Below are 23,490 nucleotides of genomic sequence, written 5' to 3' on the forward strand. Positions count from 1 at the left end.
CAAAAAAATTAAATGATCGTCGGCCGCGGCCGATATACGAAGTATTCGCTATTTTGCCAGACCAGAACCCTCTGCGACTGCCATGACCGACATTCTTCAGCTCAACTCAGGTTATATCTCGCCCGTCGGCGACTATGGCCGGCACAATACCCAGGCACTGGGCGGCGTCAGCCACCTGTGGCAGGATTTTTTTGCCCGCGCCCTGGCTGAGCAGCAAGGTCCGGAAGACGCGGCCAAGACCGTGGCTAGCGAGCAGTTCGACAAGGTCACCGGCGAACCGCTGGGTGGCAGTCAGGTACTGGCGCAGATTCACAGCCAGCGCCTGTGCGATGTGCATGACACCGAACTGGCCCCGCCGGAGCCGCTGTTCCTGCCGATTGCCGAGCTTGAGCCTGAACTGCTGGAAAAACTCGCCCCGCCGTTCAGCGCCGCCGAACTGATCGAGCAACAGCGCCAGCTGGATATCAGCAACACCTGGGTCCGCCCGGTGGTCATGAGCCAGGGCCACCCGCTGCCCGAGCCTGGCCCGGCTCCACAGGCCAAGCCGCTGTACCTGCCGATCGCCGAGTTCGAGACGGACTTGCTGGACAAGGCGCCCGAACCCTTCGACGAAACCACCATGGCCATGCAGCAGTCGCAGTTGGACTTTGACAACCGCTGGGCCCGCCCGGTGGTGCTGAACAACGTCCGCATCGCCGCCTGAGGCTTAGCGGCAGATCTGCCAGAAGCCCATGTCCAGGTGTAAGTGATTACGGTGCGCGGCGTTGTAGTCGGGCCCCAGCACCGTGTTGAAACTGTCGCAGGCACTGGCGTGCAGATCCTTTAGGAATCTGGCTTTGACGCCCTCCCCCGGCCAGTCCTTGAGCAACTGGATGCGCTGCCCGTCGGCCAGGCGAAATCCGGCAATGTCCAGGGCGTTGGCGCTGGCGTGCTGGCTGAGGCGACCATTCTTGCGGTTGTACATGTTGCGACAGGCAAAACTGCCCAGGTGATCGACCTGCACCACCGGCTGGGCAAAGGCGCGCTGCGCCGCCGGCTGCAGGGAATGGCGCTCGAACAGCGCGTAAGCCACCGCCAATGGGCAGCTGGCAACAAAGCTGCTGCTAAGGCGCACCGACGAGCCTTCGACCCGCACCACGTTTTCCAGTGGGCAGGGCGCATTGGCCGGGCTGTCGGCCTGCTTGCGGTAGCGCAGATTGGAAGTTGCCAGGGCCTGCTCGCACAGTTGCGGATCATCTTCCAGGCGCCCCAATTTGTAGGGCGTGAGCAGGTTCGGCGGTTCACGCACATCCAGCGCCGCCCAAGGGTTCCAGGCATCCGGCAAACGCCAGCCCAGGCGCCAGGCAGCCACTAGCAGGGTGATCAGTATCAGGCACAGCACTGCGAGCAATCCTTTGCGCATTATCGATCAGCGCCTGAACAACTGGTTGAGCTGGTCGAACGACAGCGCCTGGTCGGCGTAGTCAAAACGGCCGTGATCGTGAATCTGTTGTGCGGCGTTGAAGAACGCCCCATAGGCCGCCCGCGCCAGCGACGAGCCAACACTGATGCGCTTGACGCCCAACGCCTGAACATCGGCAAAACTCAATTGCACACCGCTCAGGCCCATCAGCACGTTGACCGGTTTCGGCGCTACCGCCTGGACCACCCGACGGATCTCTTCAGCCGTGCGCAAGCCCGGCGCATAGAGGACATCGGCGCCCGCTTCGGCGAAGGCCTGCAGGCGGGCGATGGTGTCGTCCAGGTCCATGCGCCCGTGCAGCAGGTTTTCGGCGCGTGCACAAAGCATGAACGGAAAGTCCAGGCTACGGGCGGCGGCGACGGCCGCTTCGACTCGCTCCACCGCGTGGTGGAAGCTGTAGATCGGCTCGTCGGCATTGCCGCTGGCATCCTCGATCGAACCACCCACCAGGCCGACGGCGGCGCCCTGCAGGATCGCCTCGGCGCAGCCCTTGGGATCGTCGCTGAAACCGTTTTCCAGGTCAGCGGCCACCGGCAACGCCGTGGCGTCGACAATCGCCCGGGCATTGACGAGGGTTTCCTCCAGGTTCATCGCCCCTTCGGCATCCGGCCGCCCCAGGGAGAACGCCAGCCCGGCGCTGGTGGTGGCCAGCGCCTCGAAGCCGATGCTGGCCAGCAGCTTGGCGGAACCGGCATCCCAGGGGTTGGGAATGACGAAGGCGCCATCGCGTTCATGCAGGGCTTTGAAGGCTTCGGCACGCAGGGTTTGCACATCCATGATCAAGACTCCCGGGCAGACGGCAGGACGCGATCAGAGCAGGCCGAGTTGTTCGGCTTCTGGCGTCCGGTCCAGTTCAGGCAAGGCCGCGAGCCCCGGCAGACGCTCCATCAGGCCCTGATGGAAACGCCGGGCCAGGGCGGCGGCCAGGCGATTGTCGGCAGTATGCAGGAAAACATAGGGGCTGCGCCCCTCCTCGATCCAGGCCGCGACCTTGTCCAGCCAGGGCAGCAGGAACGGCTCGTTGGCAGCCAGCTCCGGGTGGCCGATGAAGCGGATCTGCGGGTGCTGGGTGAAAGCGGTCGGGCGTGGCGGCACGCGCGGTTTTTTCGACTGGGCGTGGAGCACTTCGGGAGTCCGTGAAGTGCAGCTGAACAACGCGCGTGGATCAAGGCAGATACGCTCCACACCGCGCTCGAGCAGCAGCCGGTTGAGCAGGCGCTCTTCCTCGCCCTTGCTGAAGAATGCGGCGTTGCGCACCTCTACGGCGATCGGCACGCCAGCCTCGTCGAGAAAGCTCACCAGCTCGCCCAGGCGCGCCGGGCCGAAGGTCGCCGGTAGCTGCAACCAGTATGGCGCTACGCGAGTGCCTAAGGGCTTGAGCAATTCGATAAAGGACTGGGCTGCGGCCAGTTGACCATGCAGGTCACCGCTGTGGCTGATATCACCGGGGAACTTGGCCGTAAAACGAAAATGCGCGGGCATCACCTGCGCCCAGCGCTCGATCGTCGCCAGTGCCGGGCGGGCATAAAAGGTGGTGTTGCCTTCTACGGCATTGAAGACCTGGCTGTAGAGGCCAAGAAAGTCGCCGGTTTTAGCGTCAGCCGGGTACAGGTACTCGCGCCAGGCGTTTTCACTCCAGGACGGACAACCAACAAAATAGGGAAGCGTGGACAGACTCATCCATCAAATGTACAGGTCCAGCCCCAGTACTTCCATCTCCCAGTCAACAAAACCGGCAGTGGTCAAGTAGCTGGCCAAGGCATGGGCGGTACGCTTGTTGCGCGCCCGCGGGAAGATCATGTCCTGGGGCCGGGCCGGCAGGCCGCCGGTGCGTGCCTGGCCGTGGCTGGCGCTGGCTTGCGACTGCACTTCGAATTCGCCCGGCAGATCTTCGTCGTCTACCTCATCGGTGCGCACCGGCGCTTTGCGCAGGGCTCGCTTGATGGGGTAGGACTGAGAGGAAAATCCGTCGACGCGCATGGCGATTACTCAAGAGCAGTGATGGCAATTTAGCAGCATCGCTGATCCTTCGCTAATGCCCGATTGATAACTGGACCACAGATCGGGCAAAAGGTTTTATCTGGCCTGGGAATAACCGACGAGTTGCACTCAACGCGCTTTGGGCGTGGCCACCTTGTCGCGCAGGTAGACAGGTTGCGCGAGGTCTGCAGCAATGGCTTCGCCACGCTGCCAGGCGAAGGTGGCCAGGCTCAGCAGGTCCTGTGCATGGGGCAGCAGGCTGGCATCCTGGCCGCCGGCCTTGACCGCCAGGCGTTCGGCATAGCCCCAACCGGTGCCCGCACCGAACCAGTCGCCGCTGGCACCGACCGGCAATGCGACCTGCTCCGGTGGCAGCACCGCCTCAAGGCCTTGCAGGCGCATTTCACCGTCGACGTTCTGATAGCAGCCCCAGTAGACCTCGTCCATGCGCGCATCGATCGCCGCTGCCACTTGCGTTACGCCCTGCTCGCGCATGGCGCGCTGGGCCAGCACTGCAAGGTTGGACACCGGCAATACCGGACGCTCCAGAGCAAAGGCCAGGCCCTGGACCACGCCAATGGCGATACGCACGCCGGTAAAGGCGCCCGGGCCACGGCCGAAGGCAATGGCATCGAGCTGTTGCAGGGTGACACCGGCGTCGGCCAGCAGTTGCTGGATCATCGGCAGCAGCTTCTGCGCGTGCAGGCGCGGGATCACCTCATAGTGGCTGGAAACCTTGCCGTCATGCAGCAAGGCAACGGAGCAGGCTTCAGTGGCGGTATCGAGGGCCAGCAAGGTGGTCATCGGGGGTTCCAGGGGCAAGATAAAAGAGCGGCATTATAAACAACAACGGCCCGCAAGCGGGCCGTTGTCTGCACTACCGAGCGTCGATCAGCTCAGTGCGGAGAGGACCTTGGCGGTGATCGCGTCAACCGAGCCCACGCCTTCGATATGCGCGTACTTGGGCTTGCCACCGTTGGCAGCCGAAAGCTTCTGGTAGAAGTCCACCAGCGGCTTGGTCTGGTCGTGGTAGACCGACAGACGATGACGCACGGTTTCTTCGGTGTCATCTTTGCGCTGCACCAGCGCTTCGCCGGTTTCGTCGTCCTTGCCTTCAACCTTTGGCGGGTTGTAGACCACGTGATAAACGCGGCCCGAACCTTCGTGCACACGGCGGCCAGCGATACGCTGAACGATTTCTTCGTCTTCGACGGCGATCTCGACCACGGCATCCAGCTCGACGCCGGCAGTCACCAGGGCTTCAGCCTGAGGAATGGTGCGTGGGAAACCATCGAACAGGAAACCTTTTGCGCAGTCAGGCTGGGCAATACGGTCCTTGACCAGGTTGATGATCAGCTCGTCGGAGACCAGCTTGCCAGCGTCCATGATCGTCTTGGCTTCCAGGCCCAGCGGGGTGCCGGCCTTGACTGCGGCGCGCAGCATGTCGCCAGTGGAAATCTGTGGAATACCGAACTTCTCGGTGATGAACTTTGCCTGAGTACCTTTACCGGCCCCGGGAGCTCCCAGCAGAATTACGCGCATCTCGTGCTCCTCATTTTTTTGTAAGCAAATCAGTGGGTTTGCCACGCAGGGCCAATCCCGGAATTTGGGTGATGATCGTAATTTCGATCAAAAGGCTGCTCAAGATACACAGCGCCCGCAAGCCACACAAGCGGTCGAAAGTCGGAAAAACCCGCGCACAGTGGCCCTCTTGAGCACAGGTTGCGCCGGGCGCAACCTATTGCTTTACAAGCATTCTGCCCTCCTTGGGCAAACGATCGGCAGACCGTTTTCTTAACTCATCCGGTATTGCGCAAGCCCGCCGCGATGCCGGCCACGGTCACCAGCAAGGCCTGTTCCAACGGGCTGTCCAGAGCGGCTTCGCGCCCGCGCGAGCGCGCCAGCAGTTCGGCCTGCAATAGATGCAGCGGGTCCAGATAGGTGTTGCGCAAGCGGATGAATTCCAGGGTCTCGGGGCTGTGCGCCAGTAGCACCGGCTGCCCGGTCAGACCCAGTACCACCTGGCACGCCTGCGACAATAGGTCGCGCAAATGTGCACCCAAAGGTCGCAGTTCTGGTTGCACTAGACGTTCGTCGTAGGAGCGGGCGATATCGGCATCGGCCTTGGCCAGGACCATTTCCAGCATGTCGATGCGTGTGCGGAAAAACGGCCACTGCTCACGCATCTCGGCCAGCAACGGCCCCTGGCCACCGGCCAGGGCATTGTTCAATGCCGCTTCCCAGCCGAGCCAGGCCGGCAGCATCAGGCGGGTCTGGGTCCAGCCGAAAATCCACGGGATCGCCCGCAGGCTTTCGATACCACCGGCGCGCCGCTTGGCCGGGCGGCTGCCCAGCGGCAAGCGGCCCAGCTCCTGCTCGGGAGTGGACTGGCGGAAGTACTCGACGAACTCCGGATTGTCGCGCACCACACCGCGATAGGCTTTGACGCCATCGGCGGCCAGTTGGTCCATCAGCTCGCGCCACGCCGGTTGTGGCGGCGGCGGGGGCAGCAGGGTCGCTTCCAGCACCGCCGCCAGGTAGAGGTTGAGGTTCTGCTCGGCAATGTCCGGCAGGCCGAACTTGAAGCGGATCATCTCGCCCTGCTCGGTGGTACGGAAACGCCCGGCCACCGAACCCGGTGGCTGCGACAGGATCGCCGCGTGAGCCGGGCCGCCGCCACGTCCGACGGTACCGCCACGGCCGTGGAACAGCAGCAGTTCGACCTGCTGCTCACGGCAGATGCGTACCAGGGTTTCCTGGGCCCGGTACTGGGCCCAGGCCGCCGCCGTGGTACCGGCATCCTTGGCCGAATCGGAGTAGCCGATCATCACTTCCTGCGGGCCATGCAGCCCGGCGCGATAACCGGGCAAGCCAAGCAGGCGCTGCATCACCGGTCCGGCGTTGTCCAGGTCGGCCAGGGTTTCGAACAGCGGCACCACGCGCATCGGCCGCAGCACACCGGCCTCTTTGAGCAACAACTGCACGGCCAGCACGTCGGAAGCGGCGCCTGCCATGGAGATCACATAAGAGCCCAGCGAGGCCGCGGGTGCGGCGGCTATCTCGCGGCAGGTGGCGAGCACCTCGGCGGTGTCGGCCTGGGGCTTGAAGTAGCTTGGCAGCAGCGGACGACGACTGTTGAGTTCCTGCTGCAGGAAGGCGATGCGCGCCTCTTCATCCCACTCGGCATAGCGGCCAAGGCCCAGGTACTCGGTAATTTCGCTCAGTGCCGAGGTGTGCCGCGCCGCGTCCTGACGCACGTCCAGGCGCACCAGGAACAGACCGAAGGTCACCGCCCGGCGCAGGCAATCGAGCAACGGGCCATCGGCAATCACGCCCATGCCGCAGGCGTGCAGCGATTCGAAGCACAGCTGCAGCGGCTCGAACAATTCGCGGTTGTCCTGCAGCACTTCAGGGGCCGGAGCCTGCGTGGTGGTCAGCGAGGCGTGGGCCCAGGCCCGGGTAATGCGCAAGCGCTCACGCAACTGCTTGAGCACCGCGCGATACGGTTCGGCCGACTCGCCGACCTTGGCCCTGAGCGCTTCGCTGGCTTGTTGCATCGACAGCTCGGCGGCCAGGGCATCGATATCGCGCAAAAACAGGTCAGCGGCCATCCAGCGCGCCAGCAACAGCACTTCACGGGTCACCGGCGCGGTGACATTGGGGTTGCCATCACGGTCGCCGCCCATCCACGAGGCAAAGCGGATCGGCGCCGCCTCCAGCGGCAGGCGCAGGCCGGTGGCCTGGTGCAGGGCTTTGTCGACCTTGCGCAAATGGTGTGGCACCGCCTGCCACAGCGAATGCTCAATCACCGCAAAGCCCCACTTGGCTTCGTCCACCGGGGTTGGCCGGGTGCGGCGGATTTCCTCGGTATGCCAGGCCTCGGCAATCAGCCGCTGCAGGCGCTCGCGGATCTGCTCGCGCTCGGCGGGGATCAAGTCGCGGTGATCCTGCGCGGCCAGTTGCGCGGCAATCGCGTCGTACTTCTGGATCAAGGTGCGCCGGGCTACTTCGGTCGGGTGGGCGGTGAGTACCAGCTCGATGCTCAACTTGCCCAGTTGCCGGGCCAGGGCATCGTCGCTGTGGCCGGCGGCCTTGAGGCGCGCCAGCAGTTCGGGCAGCACCCGCGCTTCAAAGGGTTCGGCCTGGCCGGCGTCGCGGCGGCGAATCAACTGGTACTGCTCGGCGATGTTGGCCAGGTTGAGAAACTGGTTGAAGGCCCGGGCCACCGGCAACAGCTGGTCTTCGGCCAGGTCATTGAGGGTCGAGCTCAGTTGCTCGGCACTGCCGCTGCGATCGGCCTTGGCACTGCGGCGAATATCCTCGATGGTTTGTAAAAACGCTTCGCCGTGCTGCTCGCGCACGGTATCGCCCAACAACTCGCCCAACAAATGAACATCTTCACGCAAGCGCACATCGATATCAGTCATCAGCCATGCCTCCGGCATTCGGGAAAACCGCTCTGGGTCCAGAGTGCCCCAGTAGAGGTCGAGCTTCAAGGCAGAGCCACGGCTGAACTACGCTGAACACAGGCACACAGGAGAACATCATGAAAATCCGTGATCTTGCCCAGCATTGGGAACAGCACGCCAAAGGCTCGCTGAGCCCCACCGGCCATGTCCTGCACCTGGACATGGAAGCGGCGGCGCGGCTGGCGGCCCTGGCCGAGATGTACCCCAAACGCCAGCCCGAAGAGCTGCTCGGCGAACTGCTGGGGGCAGCGCTTGAAGAGCTGGAAGCGAGCTTTCCCTATGTCCAGGGTACGCAGGTGATCGCCACCGATGAAGAAGGCGATCCGCTCTATGAAGACATCGGCCCGACCCCGCGTTTTCTTGCCCTTTCACGCCGCTACCTGCACGAGTTGAGCAGCGCCAAAGACCTTGAAACGCCTTGATTGACCCCGCCTTTCCCGGCGCTGCGAGCGCCCGCACAGGCGCTCGCGTACCGTGGGCAGACCTGAAAGTTCAACGAAAAACCCACTGACCGATCAGTCAGCAAAAACCGCGAACAAGCGGCATTTTTTTCTGAACTATTCAAAAAAAGCTTCGGTCACAGCCAATAGCCATCACGGCAAAACCCTTTCAGAACCGGGTCAGAGCAGTCCCGGAAGCTGATGGGTCGCGCCGATGGACTGTTACGGAATTCGTTGTTCATCAGGAGTGATCCAATGGAGTTGACCACCATGAAGACCCGCACCGCAAACACCTCGTCCACCCACCTGCGCGGGCTCAAGCTGGCCGCGCTGGCACTGGGCAGCAGCCTGGTCCTGGCCGGCTGTGCCGGCAACCCACCCACCGAGCAGTACGCTGTAACGCAATCGGCGGTCAATTCCGCTGTCAGCGCTGGCGGTACCGAGTTCGCCGCCGTCGAAATGAAGGCCGCGCAGGACAAGCTGAAACAGGCGGAAATCGCCATGCACGACAAGCAGTACGACGACGCCAAGCGCCTGGCCGAACAGGCCGAGTGGGACGCCCGCGTCGCCGAGCGCAAGGCCCAGGCCGCCAAGGCCGAGAAAGCCGTACAGGATGCCCACCAGGGCGTTCAGGACCTGCGTGAGGAAGGCATGCGCAGCGTCCAATGACGCCCGCTTGCCGACCCGTGCATTCGTAATCGATCAAAGGATGAACCATTATGCGTAAACACGTGATGATCCCAGCCCTTCTGGCCCTGAGCGTTGGCCTGGCCGCCTGCTCCACGCAGCCGAACGCCAACCTGGAATCGGCCCGGACCAACTTCTCTGCGCTGCAGAGCAACCCGCAGTCGGTCAAGGTCGCGGCCCTTGAAACCAAGGACGCTCAGGACTGGCTGAACAAGGCCGACAAGGCCTACATGGACAAGGAAGACGAGAAGAAAGTCGATCAGCTCGCCTACCTGACCAACCAGCGCATTGAAGTGGCCAAGCAGACCATTGCCCTGCGCACCGCCGAAGGCAACCTGAAAAACGCTGCCGCCCAGCGTGCCCAGGCTCGCCTCGATGCCCGCGATGCACAGATCAAGAAGCTGCAGGACAGCCTCAACGCCAAGCAGACCGACCGTGGCACCCTGGTGACCTTCGGTGACGTGCTGTTCGACTTCGACAAGGCCACCCTCAAGAGCAGCGCCTACCCGAACATCACCAAGCTGGCGCAGTTCCTCCAGGAGAACCCTGACCGCAAGGTGATCGTCGAGGGCTACACCGACAGCAAAGGCAGCGCCAATTACAACCAGACGCTGTCCGAGCGTCGTGCCGCCTCCGTGCGTGCCGCGCTGGTACGTGCAGGCGTTGATCCTGCTCGCATCGTCGCCCAGGGTTATGGCAAGGAGTACCCGGTTGCCGAAAACACCAGCAACTCCGGCCGTGCCCAGAACCGCCGGGTGGAAGTGACCATTTCCAACGACAACCAGCCGGTGGCACCGCGTTCGGTGAGCCAGCTGAACTGATGTTTGCTCAGCAGTAACAAAAATCCCGCCGAGTCTGGCGGGATTTTTGTTTGGCTTGACCCGCGATGCTTTACTCCTGGATTTCTTGTGGGGTTTCCTGCCCCAGGCAGCGCACCGCCTGCTTCTTGTTGTTGACCAGCACACCCGTCAGGCCTTTCTGCGCGGTATCGAACAACACCAGCACGCCATCAACGCACTGCGCCACCTGGGTAGCCGGTTGCAGGGAGATCTTGTAGTCCTCGCCCGGGATGGTCTTGAGCATGGTGAAGTCGGACAACAGCAAGGCATCCTCCGGCTTGGCGAAATGCAGGTAACCGTAATACCACAGGGCCGCGACCGTACCGATGATGCTGCAGACACCGGTAATGATCAGGGGGATGGCGTTGCGTTCTTCACTCATTGCGACTTCTCGTCAGGGTAATTGGGGACTTCGGCCAGGCGCCGCAGCCCGTTGAAATGGCTCGGGTCGTCCAGAAAGCGCAACATGACCTGGCGCCAGGTCTTGTCGGCAAAGGTCTGTACATGCCCGCCACGGGTCAGCTGCAACACCCTCGGGGGTGGCGCAGCCTGGTACAACTGGATGCCGTTGGCCAGCGGCACGATGGGGTCGTCGATGCTGTGGAAGAACAGCTTGGGCGGGGTCTTGATCCGCGTAATCGAATGAATCGCACTGTCGCCATCGGGCACCAGCCACGACAACGGGACCTGCAGCGGCCAGGTCATCCAGGAGTTGCTCAGGGCAAAGCGTCCGACCTGGCGATAGCTGGCCGGCACGCCATCGAAGACCATGGCCTTGAAGCGCTCGGCCTGGCGCGGGTGCTCGGCCAGGTAATGAATGGCCATCGAGCCGCCCAAGCTCTGGCCCAGCAATATCTGTGGCTTGCCCTGGACCTCGGGCGCCTTGTCCAGCCAGTCCAGCGCGGCGCCGATGTCCTGGTAGACCTCAGGCAGCTCGGGCTTGCCCTCGGACAGGCCATAGCCGCGGTAGTCGAGCAACAGCACCTGATAGCCCTGCTCCGGCAGCCACCAGCTGCCACCCAAGTGCCAGGCCAGGTTGCCGCCATTGCCATGCAGGTGCAGCACCGTGCCCTTGACCTGGACACCGGCCTTGGCCGGCAGCCACCAGCCATGCAGGCGAGTGCCGTCGGCCGCGGTCAGGGTGACGTCGCGGTACGCGAGCCTGGCTTTCTCGGGGGTGAACGGCTGGCCAGGCTCAGGGTAGAACAACAGCGAACTGCAGCCGCCCAGACTCAGCAGCACCAGCAGCAGGCCCAGGGGCCTGCGCCATGCATCAGAGAATGTTCGAGTAATCGGCTTCAATCCGGTCCAGGCTCAGGTGGTTGAGGAAGTTGGAGAAACACATCCAGGCCGACAGCGCGTTGAGGTCACGAAACTGCTCCGGCAGGTACTTGGGCGGTTCCACCAGGCCTTCATCGACCAGTTGGCGCAAGGTGCGCATGTCTTCAAGGGTGGTCTTGCCGCAAAACAACAAGGGGATCTGTTCGAGCTTGCCCTTGCGCACGGCCAACTGAATATAGTTGTAAACCATGATAAAGCCCTTGAGATAGGACAAGTCCTTGGTAAACGGCAGGCCGTTGGGCACCGAGCCACGGAACACCCGGCTGGCGTTGCCATAGCTCTCGGCCATCTCGAAGCCTTGGGCGCGGAAAAACTCGTAGACCTGCATGAAGTCGGCACCCTCCTCGACCATGTGGATGGCCCGGGTGCGGTTGGTCAGCTTGCGCAGGCGGCTGGGGTAGGAGGCAAAGGCGATCACCTCCATGAGGATCGCCAGGCCTTCCTGGGTCACGGTCGATGACGGCGGGCCCTTGGCCAGGAAGGTGCAGATCGGCTGGTTGAGGCCGTTCAGGGTGGTGCCGACGTGCACCAGGCCTTCGTGAACCTCCAGCGCACGCACGTCGCGGCTGTTGAACATGGCGTCGGCGCGGATCTTGATGTAGTCGGCGCCGGCAGCAGCGTCGGCGACGATACCGTCGGACTCGAACACGCGAATGGTGTCTTCGGCCTCGTTGAACACCTTGTTCAGGCGGCCCTGGAGCATCTCCACGGCCTGCTTGGCGGTGAGGTTCTTCGGCTCGTCCTTGAGGTCGCCACGCCCGTCGATGTTGTTCAGGTAATCCGAAAGCATCAGGCCCAGGTCGGCCAGGGTCGGGTCACCGGCATGGAAGGCGTCGGAGGCGGCGCCATACAGCTCCTGGGAGATCAGGCCGAAATCTTCGGTGCCGCGCGCTTCGAGCATGCGCACCACCATGCGGTATTCCTTGCACATGCGCCGCATGATCTGCCCGACCGGGTTGAACTGGCCGAGCTGGCGGGTGATGTCGCGTTCGATGTTCTGGAACTCGAGCTTGACCGCGGCGGAGTCGAACGACAGCGGCCGGCCCTGGTAGTAGGCACGGTCTACCGCAGGTAGCTCCTTGCCCTTGGCCTTGAGGAAACCCTGGCGGATGCTGTCGTCCCACTTCACCGCATCGAGCACGCGAATAGGCGTTTGCGCCAGGACAATGCGATCAGACAGGGCGCGTATCGTCTGCTGGTACTCGTCCACCCTACACTCCTTGAATTGGAACAATCACTTGCCGGCCCGCTTGAAACGCGCCACTTCGATGAACAGGTCGGAGTTGGCCGGGTCGTCCAGGTAGGCCAGAACGCGCTCGGCCGGGCTGTCGATGAGAATGCCTTCGCCGTTATCTTCCGCCACCTCGATAGTCCGCCCGCTGAGTTCTTTCTTTTGCACGGCCTGGTTGACCTGCTCGACATCGAGGTTGTAGACCACCAGTTCCTTGTTATCGAGCACTTCAAAGCCGCCGATCAGGAAATTGCCGCCCAGGCGCTTGGGCACACCGGCCGAGAGGTACCAGCGGTTGCCGTGCTGGGACACAGTGAAAGCGTACTCGTCGCGCTTCTTGTCCTTGCCGATGGCCACCGCCTTGTAGGCGTTGCCACCGCTGCGGCTGATCTGCAGGGTCAGCGGCTCACCCCAGGCGTCCTTGCTGGTCCAGGTGCCCAGCAGGGCCTTGGGCGCAGGCTTGTTGGCCGGGATCGGCTCGTTGAAGGTGACCAGACAACCGCCAAGCAGCAAGAACGACAATGCCAACAGCAGGGTTCTGGCTTTCATCAACCTCTCCTTGAAATAGGTTCGCGCCTTACACCGACGCCAAGACCAGATGCAGGTACCGGGTAAGAATAGCGAGCATCGGCGCTTCGGCCTGGGCCTGTTCAGCGTCGAGCAGGCCCTGATATTCCATCTGCTCGATAATCGCCGTCAACACCAAGGCATCCTGTTGCGGTTGACGCGAGCCTACCACTTGCAGCATCTGCACGGCGCCACGCAGCAGAATCTGCTCGTGCAGCTTGACCAGATCGGCCAGCCGCGGACACAGCAGCGCCTCCTGGCGAAAGGCCTGCTCGGCCATCAGAAAGTCGCGGCGGTTATGCAACTGGCGCTGTACGTAGTCGGTGGTCATCTTCGCCACTTCATCGGCCAGGCGCGCTCGCCACTGGGGGCTGCCGTCGCCCTGGGAGAGCAACTGGCGCAGCACCACCTCGGTGTTCTCCCAGAGTTTGGCCATGTAGGCCGCGCTGCGTTCGACATACTGGGCGAAGGTGTCGGTGAGCAGGTCTTCGATGTCCTTGAAGTAATAGGTGGTCGCCGACAGCGGCACCCCGGCCTCGGCCGCCACCGCACGGTGGCGCACGCCGCGCACGCCGTCACGCACGACGATGCGCATGGCCGCGTCGAGGATCTGCTGGCGGCGCTGCTCGCTGCCTTCGCGGCTGGCCTTGCGGCCCTGGTACTGCACGCTTTCGGCCACCGCGGTAGCCACACCGGCGGCACCTTGTTGAGTCATTGCAGGAGTCACTGCTGGTTTACCCCAAACGTTGGATCCGATGGATGAATTTCTTGCAGGCATGAAAAAGCCGCCCCGGAAGGCGGCTTGTTCAGTTCGCTCAGGCCTGTGGACGCATGTGCGGGAACAGGATCACATCGCGAATCGATGGTGAGTTGGTCAGCAACATCACCAGACGGTCGATGCCGATGCCTTCGCCGGCGGTTGGCGGCATGCCGTATTCCAGGGCGCGGACGAAGTCGGCATCGTAATGCATGGCTTCGTCGTCACCGGCGTCCTTCTCGGCCACCTGGGCCATGAAGCGCTCGGCCTGGTCTTCGGCATCGTTGAGCTCGGAGTAGGCGTTGGCGATTTCGCGGCCACCGATGAACAGCTCGAAGCGGTCGGTGACGTTCGGGTTCTCGTCGTTGCGACGGGCCAGCGGCGAGACTTCGAACGGGTACTGAGTGATGAAGTGCGGCTGCTCCAGCTTGTGCTCGACCAGCTCTTCGAAAATCATCACCTGCAGCTTGCCCAGGCCTTCGAAGCCCAGCACCTTGGCGCCAGCCTTCTTGGCAATCTCACGGGCCTTGTCAACGTCCTGCAGATCGGCGGCGGTGATTTGCGGGTTGTACTTGAGGATCGAGTCGAACACCGACAGGCGCACGAACGGCTCGCCGAAGTGGAACACCTTGTCGCCGTACGGCACGTCGGTGCTGCCCAGAACCAGCTGGGCCAGTTCGCGGAACAGCTCCTCGGTCAGGTCCATGTTGTCTTCGTAGTCGGCGTGGGCCTGGTAGAACTCGAGCATGGTGAACTCGGGGTTGTGCCGGGTCGAAACGCCTTCGTTACGGAAGTTGCGGTTGATCTCGAAGACTTTCTCGAAACCACCCACCACCAGGCGCTTGAGGTACAGCTCCGGGGCGATACGCAGGAACATTTGCATGTCCAGGGCGTTATGGTGGGTTTCGAACGGCTTGGCCGCGGCGCCACCAGGGATGGTTTGCAGCATCGGCGTCTCGACTTCGAGGAAGTCGCGCGCCATCAGGAAGTTGCGAATGTGCGCAATGACCTGCGAGCGGACGCGGAAAGTGTGACGGGTTTCCTCGTTGACCATCAGGTCGACGTAGCGCTGGCGGTAGCGCTGCTCGGTATCGGTCAGGCCGTGGTGCTTGTCCGGCAGCGGGCGCAGCGACTTGGTCAGCAGGCGCACGCTGGTCATTTCGACGTACAGGTCGCCCTTGCCGGAACGCGCCAGGGTACCTTCGGCGGCGATGATGTCGCCCAGGTCCCAGGTCTTGACCGCGGCCAGGGTTTCTTCCGGCAGGGTCTTGCGGTTGACGTAGACCTGGATGCGCCCGGTCATGTCCTGGATCACCATGAACGAGCCACGGTTGAGCATGATGCGGCCGGCAACCTTGACCGGAATCGCTGCAGCTTCCAGCTCTTCCTTGGTCTTGTCGACATACTGTTGCTGCAGGTCGTTGCAGTAGCTGTCACGGCGGAAGTCGTTGGGGAAGGCATTACCCTTGGCGCGCTCGCCAGCAAGTTTTTCCTTGCGCAGCGCGATCAGGTTGTTTTCTTCCTGTTGCAGGTCTTGCGATTCGGTCTTCAGGTCGCTCATGTCGTCATTTTTTCCATCAGGTATTCGTTGCCCTTTTCGGGCAGGGCACGCGATGCCGGCGGGCGGCCGGGCATCGCGGCGGTGGTGTGCGGCTTACAGCCCCTGCTTGAGGCTCGCTTCCAGGTACTGGTCGAGGTCGCCGTCCAGCACCTTCTGGCAGTCGCTGCGCTCGACGCCGGTGCGCAGGTCCTTGATACGCGAGTCATCCAGCACGTACGAACGGATCTGGTGGCCCCAGCCGATGTCCGACTTGCTGTCTTCCAATGCCTGCGAGGCGGCGTTGCGCTTCTGCATTTCCAGCTCGTACAACTTGGCCCGCAGCATTTTCATGGCGGTGTCCTTGTTGGCGTGCTGGGAGCGTTCGTTCTGGCAGGCCACCACGGTGTTGGTCGGCACGTGGGTGATACGCACCGCCGAGTCGGTGGTGTTCACGTGCTGACCACCGGCGCCCGAGGAGCGATAGGTGTCGACGCGCAGGTCAGACGGGTTGATGTCGATTTCGACCTTGTCGTCGATCTCGGGCGACACGAACACCGCCGAGAACGAGGTGTGGCGACGGGCGCCGGAGTCGAACGGGCTCTTGCGCACCAGGCGGTGCACGCCGATCTCGGTACGCAGCCAGCCGAAGGCGTACTCACCCTTGATGTGCACGGTGGCGCCCTTGATGCCGGCGACTTCACCTTCGGAAAGCTCGATGATGGTGGCGTCGAAACCGCGCTTGTCGGCCCAGCGCAGGTACATGCGCAGGAGGATGTTGGCCCAGTCCTGGGCTTCGGTGCCGCCGGAACCTGCCTGAATGTCCAGGTAGGCGTTGTTCATGTCCATCTCGCCGCTGAACATGCGGCGGAACTCGAGCTTGGCCAGGCTTTCTTCCAGGCCTTGCAGCTCGGTCACGACGTCGCTCACGGCGCCTTCGTCATTTTCCTCGACGGCCATGTCGAGCAGGTCCTGGCAGTCGGCCAGGCCGTGGGCCATCTTGTCCAGGGTCTCGACGACCTGCGCCAGCATGGCGCGCTCGCGGCCCAGTTCCTGGGCGTACTCGGGCTTGTTCCAGACGTTCGGGTCTTCGAGCTCGCGGTTGACTTCGATCAGGCGGTCATGCTTTTGATCGTAGTCAAAGATACCCCCGAATGGACTCGGAGCGCTCGGTCAGGTCCTTGATGGTGTTCAGGATCGGTTGGATTTCCATGGGCGGGCAGCTCTCGTGCGTATTCTGTAGAAAAGCCGGAGAGTATAACCGAGTCTGAAAGCCGACGGCAGCCCGTCTAGCGGCAACCTGTGGGAGCGGGCTTGCCCCGCGAAGAGGCCAGCCCAGGCACAGCAATACATTGATCGCGGGGCAAGCCCGCTCCCACAGTCAATCCACCCCAACCTGATTGCGGCCATTGTTCTTGGCCAGGTACAGGCCCTTGTCCGCCGCCGAGATCAACTGCCGGCAATGGCTGCCGATGCCCGGGGTCAGGGTCGCCAGGCCGATGCTCACGGTCAGCACCGAATCGGGGTTGGGCATGGTGTGGGCAATGTTCATGGCCGCAACGGTCTGGCGCAGTTTTTCCGCGACCAGACGGGCCCCGCCCGGCGAGGTATTGGGTAGCACCAGGGCGAATTCCTCGCCGCCGTAACGGGCCGGCAGGTCGCTGGGGCGGGCGCTGGAGGCGCGAATGGCTTCGGCGACCTTGCGCAACGCTTCGTCACCGGCCAGGTGGCCGAAGGTGTCGTTGAACGACTTGAAGTAGTCGACATCGATCATCAGCAACGATAGCTGCGCCTGTTCGCGCATGGCCCGGCGCCATTCCAGCTCCAGGTACTCGTCGAAATGGCGGCGGTTGGACAGCCCCGTGAGGCCGTCGGAGTTCATCAAGCGCTGCAACACCAGGTTGGTGTCGAGCAGCTGCTGCTGGCTGACGCGCAGGGCCCGGTAGGCCTCGTCGCGTTGCAGCAGGGTCAGGTAGGAGCGCGAGTGGTAGCGGATGCGTGCCACCAGCTCGATGTTGTCCGGCAGTTTCACCAGGTAGTCGTTGGCCCCTGCGGCAAAGGCCGCGCTCTTGACCAGCGGGTCCTCCTTGGTCGACAGGACGATGATCGGGATGTCCTGGGTCGCCGGGTTGTTGCGGTATTCACGCACCAGGGTCAGGCCGTCCAGACCGGGCATGATCAGGTCCTGGAGGATCACCGTGGGCTTGATCCGCACGGCCTGGGCCACCGCCTGGTGCGGGTCGGCGCAAAAATGGAAGTCGATGTTTTCTTCGTGAGCCAGGCCGCGCCGTACCGCCTCGCCGATCATTGCCTGATCGTCGACCAAAAGGACCATTGCCGAGTTTTCGTTCATGGTCGGAAAACCGTCGAGCGGTAAATCATTCATGCGCTGTCACCTGGTCACTGCCGGCCAGCCGGCGTGGCTCAATACATATCGTCATTTTGGAAAAATTTCCATCAATCGCCCAGCGATTCGCTCCAGCGGGCGAATTTCCACGGCGGCGTCTATCGCGGCGGCTGCCTTGGGCATCCCGTACACCGCGCTGCTCTGCTGATCCTGGGCGATGGTCAAAAAGCCCTGTTGGCGCATCAGCTTCAGGCCCTGGGCGCCGTCGCGCCCCATGCCGGTGAGCAATACGCCGACCGCGTCGCCGCGCCAGTAGCGGGCCACGCTTTCAAAAAATACATCGATCGAAGGCCGGTAGATCTCGTTCACTGGCTCCGCGGTATAGGCCAGGTTGCCGTTCTTGAGCAGGCGGATGTGGTGATTGGTCCCGGCCAGCAGTACCTGCCCCGGTTGCGGCGGCTCGCCTTCGCAGGCCAGGCGCACCGCCAGGCCCGAAGCGCTGCTGAGCCACTCGGCCATGCCGGCGGCGAACACCTGGTCAACGTGCTGGACCAGCACGATGGCCGCCGCAAAGCTGCGGGGCAAGCCCTTGAGCAGCACTTCCAGGGCCGCCGGGCCTCCAGCCGAAGAGCCGATGGCGACCAGGCCCTGGCGCTGGACGGCCTCACGCACCGGCGCGGCCATGGCCCGAGTCGGGGTGCTGCGCTGATGGCCGATCAGCCAGCCGATATTGAGGATCTTGCGCAGCAAGGGGGCTGCGGCTTCACGCGGATCACCAGCGCCCAGGGCCGGGGTGTCGACCACATCGAGGGCGCCATGGCCCATGGCCTCGAACACCCGGTGGACGTTCTGCTGGCGGTCGACGGTGACGATAACGATGGCGCACGGCGTTTCGGCCATGATCCGCCGGGTCGCCTCGACGCCATCCATGACCGGCATGATCAAGTCCATGAGAATCAGGTCCGGCAGTTGCTCGGCGCACAGTTTGACCGCTTCGGCGCCATTGCTGGCGACCCAGATCACCTGATGGGCCGGTTCGAATGCCAACGCCCGGCGCAAGGCCTCCACGGCCATGGGCATGTCGTTGACGATAGCGATTTTCATCCCTGCGCTCCCCCGATCAACTCGACGACGGCGTCGAGCAAGGCATCATCGTGAAAACTGGCCTTTGCCAAATAGTAGTCGGCCCCGGCATCCAGTCCACGGCGACGATCTTCTTCGCGGTCCTTGTACGAGACCACCATCACCGGCAGCGACTGCAGGCGGCTGTCGCGGCGCAGCAGGGTGACCAGTTCGATGCCGTCCATGCGTGGCATGTCGATGTCGGTGATCAGCAGGTCGAAGTCTTCGCTGCGCAAGGCATTCCAGCCGTCCATGCCGTCGACGGCAACGGCCACCTCATAGCCCTTGTTGCTCAACAGCTTGCGCTCAAGCTCGCGCACGGTCAGCGAATCGTCGACCACCAGCACACGCTTGCGCGCTGCCTCACGGACGCTGCGCTGGCCGCGTTCGATACGCTCCAGGCGGCCGGTGCTGAGGAGTTTTTCCACCGAGCGCAGCAGGTCTTCGACGTCGATGATCAGCACCACCGCGCCGTCATCGAGCAAGGCCCCGGCAGAGATGTCCTGGACCTTGCCCAGCCGCGCATCCAGCGGCATCACTACCAGCACCCGCTCGCCGATCAGGCGCTCGACCGCCACGCCATAGAGCATCTCGCGCTCGCGGATCACCACCACCTTGATGCTTTGCCCTTCGTCCTGGCTCGGCGGGCGGTTGAGCAGTTGGCTGGCCGCGACCAGGCCGATATGCCGGCCCTCGTGCCAAAAGTGCTGACGGCCTTCGATCTGCACGATGGCCTCGGCCGGCAGTTCCAGGGTGCGTTCGATATGTGCCAGCGGGAAGGCATAGGCCTCGGCGCCAACCTCGACCACCAGGCTGCGCACCACCGACAGGGTCAGCGGCACTTCCAGATGGAAGCAACTGCCCTGGCCGCTGGTCTGGGTCAGCTCGATCGAGCCGCGCAGCTGGCGAACCATGTGCTGCACGGCATCCAGGCCGACACCACGCCCGGACACCTCGGTGACCCGGTCACGCAGGCTGAAACCGGGCAGGAACAGGAAGGTCAGCAGTTCGGCCTCGCTCATCTGCGCCACGGTTTCGGCGGGCGACAACTGGCGCTCGACGATGCTCTGGCGCAAGTGCGCCAGATCGACGCCGCCGCCATCGTCGCTGATTTCCAGCACCAGCAGCCCGGCCTGGTGCGAGGCACGCAGGCGGATCTGCCCTTCCAGTGGCTTGCCGGCCACCAGGCGCCGCTCGGGCGACTCGATACCGTGATCGACGGCATTGCGCAGCAGGTGGGTCAATGGCGCTTCGAGCTTTTCCAGCACGTCGCGGTCGACCTGGGTCTTCTCGCCTTCGATTTCCAGGCGCACCTGCTTGCCCAGCGAGCGGCCAAGATCGCGGACCATGCGGCTTTGCCCGGTCAGCACATCGGCGAACGGGCGCATGCGGCAGGCCAGCGCGGTGTCGTACAGCAACTGCGCGCGCTGGCTGGCCTGCCAGCCGAATTCATCCAGGTCAGAGGCCTGCTGCAACAGAATCTGCTGGGTTTCACCGAGCAGGCGCTGGGCCTGGGCCAGGGCGTCCTGGACCTCCGGGCTCTGGCCGCTGCTTTCCAGTTGTTGCTTGAGGCCGTCGAGAGCGCGGATGCTTTGCCCGTGCATGCGCTTGAGGCGCTGCAGGGTGGCCAGGTAGGGTTTGAGCCGCTGGGTTTCGACCAGCGATTTGCTCGACAGGTCGAGCAGGCTGTTCAGGCGCTCGGCAGTGACGCGCAAGACCCGCTCGCCGCCCTCGCCCGTGCGTTTGCCGCTGCGCACCGGTGCCGCTTCGGCTTCAGGCTCGGGTTCAACGCTGGGCGGCTCGACCGCCACTGGCTCGAGCTCCGGCAACGGCGCTGGCGCTGCGACTGCAGGTGCCGGTGCCGCACCGGGGTCAAGCAAAGCGGCCATCTGCACCAGAAAGGTCTGCACCGCGGCGTCGATGCTGACATCGCCCGGGGTGGCAATGCGCATCAACAGGTCAGTGCCCTGCAGCAACGCATCGATATGCTCCGGGCGCAGCAGCAGCCGGCCTTCCTGGGCGCCGACCAGGCAATCTTCCATCACATGGGCAACGCTGACCCCGGCATCGACGCCAACAATCCGTGCCGCCCCCTTGAGCGAGTGGGCCGCACGCATGCAGGCTTCAAGCTGATCGGCCTGGGTCGGGTTGCGCTCCAGCGCCAACAGCCCGGCACTGAGCACCTGGGTCTGGGCTTCGGCCTCCAGGCTGAACAGCTCGAGCAACGAGGCGTCGCGCATTTGCTCTGGGGTCATGACAGGCTCCGGTTCACGGCAGACAGCACTTGGTCTTCATCCAGCACGCGGACACTGCGCCCGCGCCATTGCAGCACGGCTGCGGTAAAACGGGTTTCGCCCTGCTCGGCCGTCAGGCGGCCAGGGTCCAGGCCATGGATGCCATCCACTTCATCGACCTGGACCACCACCGAGCCGCCAGCAGCGGCAATGATCAACATGCGCGGCATGACCCGCGCCGAGGTCGGCGCCGGTGCCTGGGTTTCAAGGCCGAGCAGATCGCCCAGCGACAGGCACGGCACCAGTGCGCCACGCACATTGGCCACGCCGTGCAGCACCCGCGAGCGCTGGTGCGGCAGGGAGTGCACCTGCTGCAGTGGCGCGACCTCGACCAGGCAGCGAGTGGCCAGCGCCAGCCACTCCTCGCCCAGGCGAAACAGCAACAGCGAGCGGCCGCTGCTGGTTTGCTCAGGCGCCTCGCTCTGCTCGTGGGCTTCCTGGGACAGCGAGTAACGGTCCAGCAGACGCGTCGCCGCTACCGCGTAAACCTCGCAGTTGCGGCAGTGAATATGCTCATCAAGCAGCGGGCAGCTCTTGTCGCCGCGTACGCCAATACGGTTCCAGCAGTCATCGATGCTGGCGGCGTCACTGGCGACCAGTTGCACGTCGTTGTCGCCCATCATTGTTCAGACTCCCGGTCGGCGCGCCGTGCGGCCCGTTCCTGCAGCCGCCGGGCGCCTGCGATATCACCTTGAGAGGCCAGCAGCGCAGCCAGGTGCACCAGCGCCTCCGGATGCTGGGGCTCGAGGTACAACGCCTTGCGGTAGTGGCTCAGGGCTTCGCCGCTGTCGCCGGCGGTGTCGCTGAGCAAGCCCAGCCAGTAGAACACCTGGGCCGTGGGCGGGTACTGCTGCAAATAGCGGGTGCAGGCCGCCTGGGCTTCGGCGCTGCTGCCGGCATTGGCCAACTGGGCAATCTGTGCAAGCAACTGGCCTGCCGATTCTTGCGCAGCGGGCTTGGCCGACGGCGGCGCTATCGGTTTGATCTTGCGCACCATCACCGGTGCCGGGCGCGGCACACTGGCCGCCGTCACCGGAACCGTCAATGGCAGCGGTATGGCCAGCGGCTTGCTCGGTGGCGCTGGCTCCCGTTCGGCCTGGCGTACATAAGCGAACGACTGGGCAATACCCACCGGGCGCATGCCCATGCGCGCCAGCAGGCTGCCTTCGGCCGGGCCGATAAACAGCACGCCCTGTTCATGGATCAGGTTCTTGAGCACCTCGAACACCCGCTGCTGAGTGGGTACATCGAAGTAGATCAACAGGTTGCGGCAGAACACGAAATCGTAGCTGCCTTCCCGGGCCTTGAGCGCCGGATCCAGCACGTTACCCACCTGCAGCGTGACCTGCTGGCGAACGCGCTCATCCAGGCTATGTCCCTCGGACGTCTCGCTGAAATGCCGCTCGCGAAAGTCCAGGTGCGAACCACGAAACGAATTGCGCCCATACAGCGCCTGCTCGGCCCGGCCAATGGAATTGGGGCTGATGTCCATGGCGTCGACGCGAAAGCTGTGGGCAGCCAAACCGCCATCGAGCAGGGCCATGGCAATCGAATACGGCTCTTCACCGGTGGAGCACGGCAGGCTGAGGATGCGCAGCGGGCGCATGCCACCCAGCTCGGCCAGGCGCTTGCGCGCCAGGGTCACCAGGGCGCTGAACGACTCCGGATAGCGGAAAAACCAGGTTTCCGGGACGATCACCGCTTCGATCAGCGCCTGCTGTTCCTGGCTCGACTGCTGCAGCCGCAGCCAGTAGTCATCCAGGTCCCGGGCCTCAAGCGTCGCGCAGCGCTGACGCAGGGCACGCTCGACCATCGGCGCTCCGACCGAGGCAACGTCCAGGCCGATACGATCCTGCAAAAAGCGAAAGAAGCGCTGTTCACCACTCATGCCGAGCCCTCGCCGCTTGCCGCAAGCTCAGGTGGGAACAACAACTGGCGCACCTCGGCACTGAGCAGGTCCTGCACACCGATGCGCTGGAGCAAACCGTGGGCATCCTCGCGTACCGGGCCCAGGTAAGGCGCCTGCTGGTTGTCCAGGCCATAAGGCTGGAACTCGGCGGAATCGCAACGCAGGGTATCGGTGGCCTGTTCGAGGATCAGCCCCAGCAGCAAGTCCGGGCGCAACGGGTCGACGCGGTAGTGCACCAGCACCAGGCGTGTGCTGGTGCGCACGGGCGCCGGCAGGCCGAAACTCAAGGCGCCGACGTCGATCACCGGCACCAGCGTGCCACGGTGGGCCAACACCCCGGCAACCCAGGCCGGCGTCTGGGCAATGGACTTGAGCGGCAGGCGCGGCAGCACTTCGGCGACTTCATGGGCGTCCAGGGCAAAGCGCTGATCGCCAATGCGAAACACCAGGTACAGGGTGCCGTGGGAAGCCGCATCCTGGTTGCGGCGAGGCTGAAGGTCGTTCATCG

At 63.8% G+C, this 23,490-nt stretch carries 24 protein-coding genes; 4 read left to right on the plus strand and 20 right to left on the minus strand.

Features of this window, described 5'->3' with window-relative positions:
- Positions 1-82 precede the first annotated feature (82 nt).
- On the plus strand, positions 83-703 hold the full coding sequence (locus F8N82_RS19095; RefSeq protein WP_038996767.1) for a hypothetical protein: 621 nt from the start codon (positions 83-85) through the stop codon (positions 701-703).
- A 3-nt stretch (positions 704-706) separates the two neighbouring features.
- Here the strand turns inward: F8N82_RS19095 and F8N82_RS19100 are convergent, their stop codons facing one another.
- From F8N82_RS19100 to ppc, 7 genes are all read right to left on the minus strand, one after another.
- Entirely contained in the window at positions 707-1,402 is a 696-nt protein-coding gene (locus tag F8N82_RS19100; protein WP_371857303.1) for an extensin family protein, read from the minus strand.
- Positions 1,403-1,408: 6 nt separating this feature from the next.
- Complete coding sequence (locus F8N82_RS19105; RefSeq protein WP_038996768.1) at positions 1,409-2,239, minus strand: isocitrate lyase/PEP mutase family protein; 831 nt, start codon at positions 2,237-2,239, stop codon at positions 1,409-1,411.
- 33 nt (positions 2,240-2,272) lie between these two features.
- Positions 2,273-3,142, minus strand: a complete 870-nt coding sequence (locus F8N82_RS19110) for a DUF72 domain-containing protein (protein WP_038996769.1) — start codon at positions 3,140-3,142, stop codon at positions 2,273-2,275.
- 3 nt (positions 3,143-3,145) lie between these two features.
- Positions 3,146-3,442: a hypothetical protein gene (locus tag F8N82_RS19115; protein WP_038996770.1), complete on the minus strand. Its 297-nt coding sequence runs from the start codon at positions 3,440-3,442 to the stop codon at positions 3,146-3,148.
- Between the two features lie 129 nt (positions 3,443-3,571).
- Entirely contained in the window at positions 3,572-4,246 is a 675-nt protein-coding gene (gene tsaB / locus F8N82_RS19120) for a tRNA (adenosine(37)-N6)-threonylcarbamoyltransferase complex dimerization subunit type 1 TsaB (protein WP_038996771.1), read from the minus strand.
- An 87-nt stretch (positions 4,247-4,333) separates the two neighbouring features.
- A complete protein-coding gene (adk, locus tag F8N82_RS19125) occupies positions 4,334-4,984 on the minus strand; it encodes an adenylate kinase (RefSeq protein ID WP_038996772.1) in 651 nt (216 codons plus the stop codon).
- Between the two features lie 257 nt (positions 4,985-5,241).
- Entirely contained in the window at positions 5,242-7,869 is a 2,628-nt protein-coding gene (gene ppc, locus F8N82_RS19130) for a phosphoenolpyruvate carboxylase (protein ID WP_038996773.1), read from the minus strand.
- Positions 7,870-7,988: 119 nt separating this feature from the next.
- Here ppc and F8N82_RS19135 point away from each other — a divergent pair, with 119 nt between their 5' ends.
- The 3 genes from F8N82_RS19135 to F8N82_RS19145 all read left to right on the plus strand — a co-directional run bounded on the left by F8N82_RS19135 (position 7,989) and on the right by F8N82_RS19145 (position 9,859).
- The gene (locus F8N82_RS19135) at positions 7,989-8,333 is read left to right on the plus strand and encodes a hypothetical protein (protein WP_038996774.1); all 345 of its coding nucleotides are present in this window, start codon (positions 7,989-7,991) and stop codon (positions 8,331-8,333) included.
- Positions 8,334-8,606: 273 nt separating this feature from the next.
- The gene (locus F8N82_RS19140; protein WP_038996775.1) at positions 8,607-9,020 is read left to right on the plus strand and encodes a DUF4398 domain-containing protein; all 414 of its coding nucleotides are present in this window, start codon (positions 8,607-8,609) and stop codon (positions 9,018-9,020) included.
- 50 nt (positions 9,021-9,070) lie between these two features.
- Positions 9,071-9,859, plus strand: a complete 789-nt coding sequence (locus F8N82_RS19145) for an OmpA family protein (RefSeq protein ID WP_038996776.1) — start codon at positions 9,071-9,073, stop codon at positions 9,857-9,859.
- Between the two features lie 70 nt (positions 9,860-9,929).
- Here the strand turns inward: F8N82_RS19145 and F8N82_RS19150 are convergent, their stop codons facing one another.
- The 13 genes from F8N82_RS19150 to F8N82_RS19210 all read right to left on the minus strand — a co-directional run bounded on the left by F8N82_RS19150 (position 9,930) and on the right by F8N82_RS19210 (position 23,488).
- The gene (locus F8N82_RS19150; RefSeq protein ID WP_038996777.1) at positions 9,930-10,259 is read right to left on the minus strand and encodes a hypothetical protein; all 330 of its coding nucleotides are present in this window, start codon (positions 10,257-10,259) and stop codon (positions 9,930-9,932) included.
- On the minus strand, positions 10,256-11,179 hold the full coding sequence (locus F8N82_RS19155; protein ID WP_038996778.1) for an alpha/beta hydrolase: 924 nt from the start codon (positions 11,177-11,179) through the stop codon (positions 10,256-10,258). Before F8N82_RS19155 ends, F8N82_RS19150 begins: the two co-directional genes overlap by 4 nt.
- Positions 11,151-12,428: a flavohemoglobin expression-modulating QEGLA motif protein gene (locus tag F8N82_RS19160; RefSeq protein WP_038996779.1), complete on the minus strand. Its 1,278-nt coding sequence runs from the start codon at positions 12,426-12,428 to the stop codon at positions 11,151-11,153. Before F8N82_RS19160 ends, F8N82_RS19155 begins: the two co-directional genes overlap by 29 nt.
- Positions 12,429-12,452: 24 nt before the next feature.
- Positions 12,453-12,998 (minus strand): hypothetical protein, encoded by a 546-nt coding sequence (locus F8N82_RS19165; protein ID WP_038996781.1) that lies wholly within the window; start codon positions 12,996-12,998, stop codon positions 12,453-12,455.
- Between the two features lie 28 nt (positions 12,999-13,026).
- Positions 13,027-13,731 (minus strand): TetR/AcrR family transcriptional regulator, encoded by a 705-nt coding sequence (locus F8N82_RS19170; RefSeq protein ID WP_038996782.1) that lies wholly within the window; start codon positions 13,729-13,731, stop codon positions 13,027-13,029.
- Positions 13,732-13,831: 100 nt separating this feature from the next.
- Positions 13,832-15,334, minus strand: coding sequence for a lysine--tRNA ligase (lysS, locus tag F8N82_RS19175; RefSeq protein ID WP_038996784.1), 1,503 nt, complete (start codon positions 15,332-15,334; stop codon positions 13,832-13,834).
- A gap of 93 nt (positions 15,335-15,427) precedes the next feature.
- Positions 15,428-16,523 (minus strand): peptide chain release factor 2 gene (gene prfB, locus F8N82_RS19180; protein WP_099050695.1). Its coding sequence is split into 2 segments (ribosomal slippage): positions 15,428-16,450 and positions 16,452-16,523, totalling 1,095 coding nucleotides; the frame shifts between segments, so codons are not numbered across the junction.
- Positions 16,524-16,691: 168 nt separating this feature from the next.
- Positions 16,692-17,696, minus strand: a complete 1,005-nt coding sequence (locus F8N82_RS19185; RefSeq protein ID WP_038996787.1) for a response regulator — start codon at positions 17,694-17,696, stop codon at positions 16,692-16,694.
- A 51-nt stretch (positions 17,697-17,747) separates the two neighbouring features.
- Positions 17,748-18,761, minus strand: a complete 1,014-nt coding sequence (locus F8N82_RS19190; RefSeq protein WP_038996788.1) for a chemotaxis response regulator protein-glutamate methylesterase — start codon at positions 18,759-18,761, stop codon at positions 17,748-17,750.
- Positions 18,758-21,034, minus strand: coding sequence for a hybrid sensor histidine kinase/response regulator (locus F8N82_RS19195; RefSeq protein WP_038996789.1), 2,277 nt, complete (start codon positions 21,032-21,034; stop codon positions 18,758-18,760). Before F8N82_RS19195 ends, F8N82_RS19190 begins: the two co-directional genes overlap by 4 nt.
- Entirely contained in the window at positions 21,031-21,696 is a 666-nt protein-coding gene (locus tag F8N82_RS19200) for a chemotaxis protein CheW (protein ID WP_038996790.1), read from the minus strand. Before F8N82_RS19200 ends, F8N82_RS19195 begins: the two co-directional genes overlap by 4 nt.
- The gene (locus F8N82_RS19205) at positions 21,693-22,961 is read right to left on the minus strand and encodes a CheR family methyltransferase (protein WP_038996792.1); all 1,269 of its coding nucleotides are present in this window, start codon (positions 22,959-22,961) and stop codon (positions 21,693-21,695) included. The genes F8N82_RS19200 and F8N82_RS19205 overlap by 4 nt, the downstream gene beginning before the upstream one ends.
- Positions 22,958-23,488: a chemotaxis protein CheW gene (locus F8N82_RS19210; protein ID WP_038996793.1), complete on the minus strand. Its 531-nt coding sequence runs from the start codon at positions 23,486-23,488 to the stop codon at positions 22,958-22,960. The genes F8N82_RS19205 and F8N82_RS19210 overlap by 4 nt, the downstream gene beginning before the upstream one ends.
- Positions 23,489-23,490: the final 2 nt, after the last annotated feature.

The organism is Pseudomonas fluorescens (assembly GCF_902497775.2).
Classification (GTDB): Bacteria; Pseudomonadota; Gammaproteobacteria; order Pseudomonadales; family Pseudomonadaceae; genus Aquipseudomonas; species Aquipseudomonas putida_F.